This window comes from Rhizobacter sp. P1_G5 (genome assembly GCF_056405435.1).
The window spans coordinates 1-2,658 of sequence record NZ_JBFUCB010000749.1 but is presented as its reverse complement, the minus strand read 5'-3'; the positions used below and the strand labels follow the sequence as shown (position 1 = coordinate 2,658).

At 67.2% G+C, this 2,658-nt stretch carries 3 protein-coding genes; all 3 read left to right on the top strand.

What is annotated here, in order from left to right; all coding sequences use genetic code 11:
* Nucleotides 1-1,248, top strand: a 1,248-nt coding sequence (locus AC1D12_RS30485; protein ID WP_477844973.1) for a methyl-accepting chemotaxis protein, incomplete at its 5' end; no start/stop codon positions are given.
* A gap of 727 nt (nt 1,249-1,975) precedes the next feature.
* Nucleotides 1,976-2,428, top strand: coding sequence for a cache domain-containing protein (locus AC1D12_RS30480; protein ID WP_477824889.1), 453 nt, complete (start codon nt 1,976-1,978; stop codon nt 2,426-2,428).
* A 35-nt stretch (nt 2,429-2,463) separates the two neighbouring features.
* Nucleotides 2,464-2,658 (top strand): hypothetical protein (locus AC1D12_RS30475; RefSeq protein WP_477844972.1); only part of this gene is annotated, 195 nt, incomplete at its 3' end.

Genomic DNA, 2,658 nt, shown 5'->3' with positions numbered 1-2,658 from the left:
GTGCTGGCCGACGGCAGCGATCCGGACGGCTGGGCCGCGATCGACGGGCTGGCGCTGCTGTCGGACCACTCGCTGGTGCAGGTGAGCGCCGACGATCCGCCGCGCTATGCGCTCAGCGAGAGCGCGCGCGCCTACGCGCAGGCGCGCCTCGATGCGAACCGCATCGCCGACGGCGACCTGAGCCAGCCGATCAAGGCGACCGGCACCGACGAGATGGGCCAGCTGCTGAAGGCGCTCGGCGACATGCAGGACAAGCTGCGCGGCATCGTCGGTGGCGTGCGCCAGAACGCTGATGGCGTGGCCACTGCGAGCTCGCAGATCGCGCAGGGCAACAACGACCTGAGCAGCCGCACCGAAGAGCAGGCGAGCGCGCTCGAGGAGACGGCCGCGTCGATGGAGCAGCTGTCGAGCACCGTCAAGCAGAACGCCGACAACGCCCGCCAGGCCAACCAGCTGGCGATGAGCGCGTCGAGTGTCGCGGTCTCCGGCGGCGAGGTCGTCAACCGCGTCGTCGACACGATGAAGGGCATCAACGACTCGTCGCGCCGCATCGCCGACATCATCGGCGTGATCGACGGCATCGCGTTCCAGACCAACATCCTGGCGCTGAATGCCGCGGTGGAAGCGGCGCGCGCCGGTGAGCAGGGCCGCGGCTTCGCGGTGGTGGCCAGCGAGGTGCGCAGCCTCGCGCAGCGCAGCGCCGATGCCGCCAAGGAGATCAAGACGCTGATCTCGACCAGCGTCGAGCGCGTCGAGCAGGGCACTGCGCTGGTCGACGAGGCCGGCACGACGATGGCCGAGGTGGTCGCCTCGATCCGCCGCGTGACCGACATCATGGGCGAGATCACGTCGGCGAGCATCGAGCAGTCGTCCGGCGTCAGCCAGGTCGGCGAGGCGGTCACGCAGATGGACCGGGCGACGCAGCAGAACGCGGCGCTGGTCGAGGAAAGCGCGGCGGCGGCGGAAAGCCTGAAGGTGCAGGCTGCGCAACTGCTGGCCGGCGTCGCCGTGTTCAAGCTGTCGACTGCGCATGCTGCCGCACCGGCACCGGCCCCGGTGTTCCAGGCCGCGAAATCGGTGATCGCCGCCGCAGCCCACCCGGCACCGAAGTCGGTAGCCAAGGCCCCGGCCCCGGCGGCCGCCAGGCCCGCGGCTGCGCCCGTCGAGCCGGTGCTCACGGCCGCCCCGGCCCCGCGTCCGGCACTGGCCGCCGCGGCGGCGGGGTCCGACGATTGGGAAACCTTCTGATCCTCGCCTCTTCCCGGCGGGGGACTCGCTGCGCGAGGGCTTCTCTCTTATCCCTGCGGGGGGCTTTGTTCACTGCGTGAGGCTGCTGCCGGGTCTCGCCCCGGCGGGCGAGTCACTTTCATTTGAAGCCCAAATGAAAGTAACCAAAGCAAAGGGCCTCAATACAACACCATACGGTTCGTTCTGGCCCGCTTCGGACAACACGGCCACTTCGGCTAGCCATCCACCTTCATTGGGATTGTTGGCCGTTCTTCTCCACCCAGCTCGCTACGCATCGCCCGGATGGCGCGGTGCCGACCGCCGGTGCAAGACGATGCGACGCGAAGCGAGCGAGTCGAGTGGAGCGGGAGAACAACAATCCCAATGAAGGTGGATGGCTAGCCGAAGTGTCAGTGTTGTCCGCAGCGAGACTGAACGAACCGTATGGTTTTCAAGCGCCTTTGCTTTGGTTACTTTCATTTGGCAAGACAAATGAAAGTGACTCGCCCGCCGGGGCGAGACCCGGCAGCAGCCTCACGCAGTGAACAAGCCCCACGCAGTGGGAAGAGATGCACCGCCAACCGGCCTCTTTTGCGCCGACAGCCGATTGCGCTGGCTCACAGAATCGCGATAGACCGGGTACAGCCCGGCCGCCCGCGTGCCGATAACGGCACCAGCGCATCCGTTTTGTTCGCGGATGCAGTCCCGCCACCGCGCCCCTGGGCGCCCCGACTGCCAAGGATCCCGCATGTCCAAGCACCTGCTCCTGTGCGCCCTGCTGAGCGCCGCCGCCCTGCCCGCCTTCGCGAAGGACGGCAATGCCACCGCCGAAGAAGCCACCGCGATGGTCAAGAAGGGCGTCGCCTTCATCAAGTCCAGCGGCAACGACAAGGCCTACGCCGAGATCAACAACAAGGCCGGCCAGTTCACCGACCGCGACCTCTACCTGGTCGTCTACGGGCTCGACGGCGTCGTCCGCGCCCACGGTGCGAACGAAAAAATGATCGGCAAGAACCTGCTCGAGCTGAAGGACGTGGACGGCAAGCCCTTCGTCAAGGAGCGCGTCGAACTCGCCCAGTCCAAGGGCACGTTCTGGCAGGACTACAAGTTCACCAACCCGGTCAGCAAGAAGATCGAGCCGAAGCGCGCCTACTGCGAGCGGCTCGGCGACGTGGCCGTCTGCGGCGGCATCTACAAGTAAGACGCCCGCACGCCCTGCAGGACGGAAGGCCCGCCATGAAACTCGGACTCAAGCTGCTCGCAGCCCCCGTGCTGACCGCCGTCGTGGTGTTCTCGATGGCCTCGGTGAACACCGCGCTGATGCGCACCGAAGCGACGAAGAACAGCGAGGACTTCCGCAGCGACCTCGAATCCTTCCGCACCATCACCAGCGTGCAGGACCAGCTCGGCCAGATCCACGCCGGCGTCTAC

Coding starts and splice junctions, on each gene's coding strand:
- AC1D12_RS30480 (WP_477824889.1), top strand. CDS start 1,976: ATGTCCAAGCACCTGCTCCTGTGCGCCCTGCTGAGCGCCGCCGCCCTG.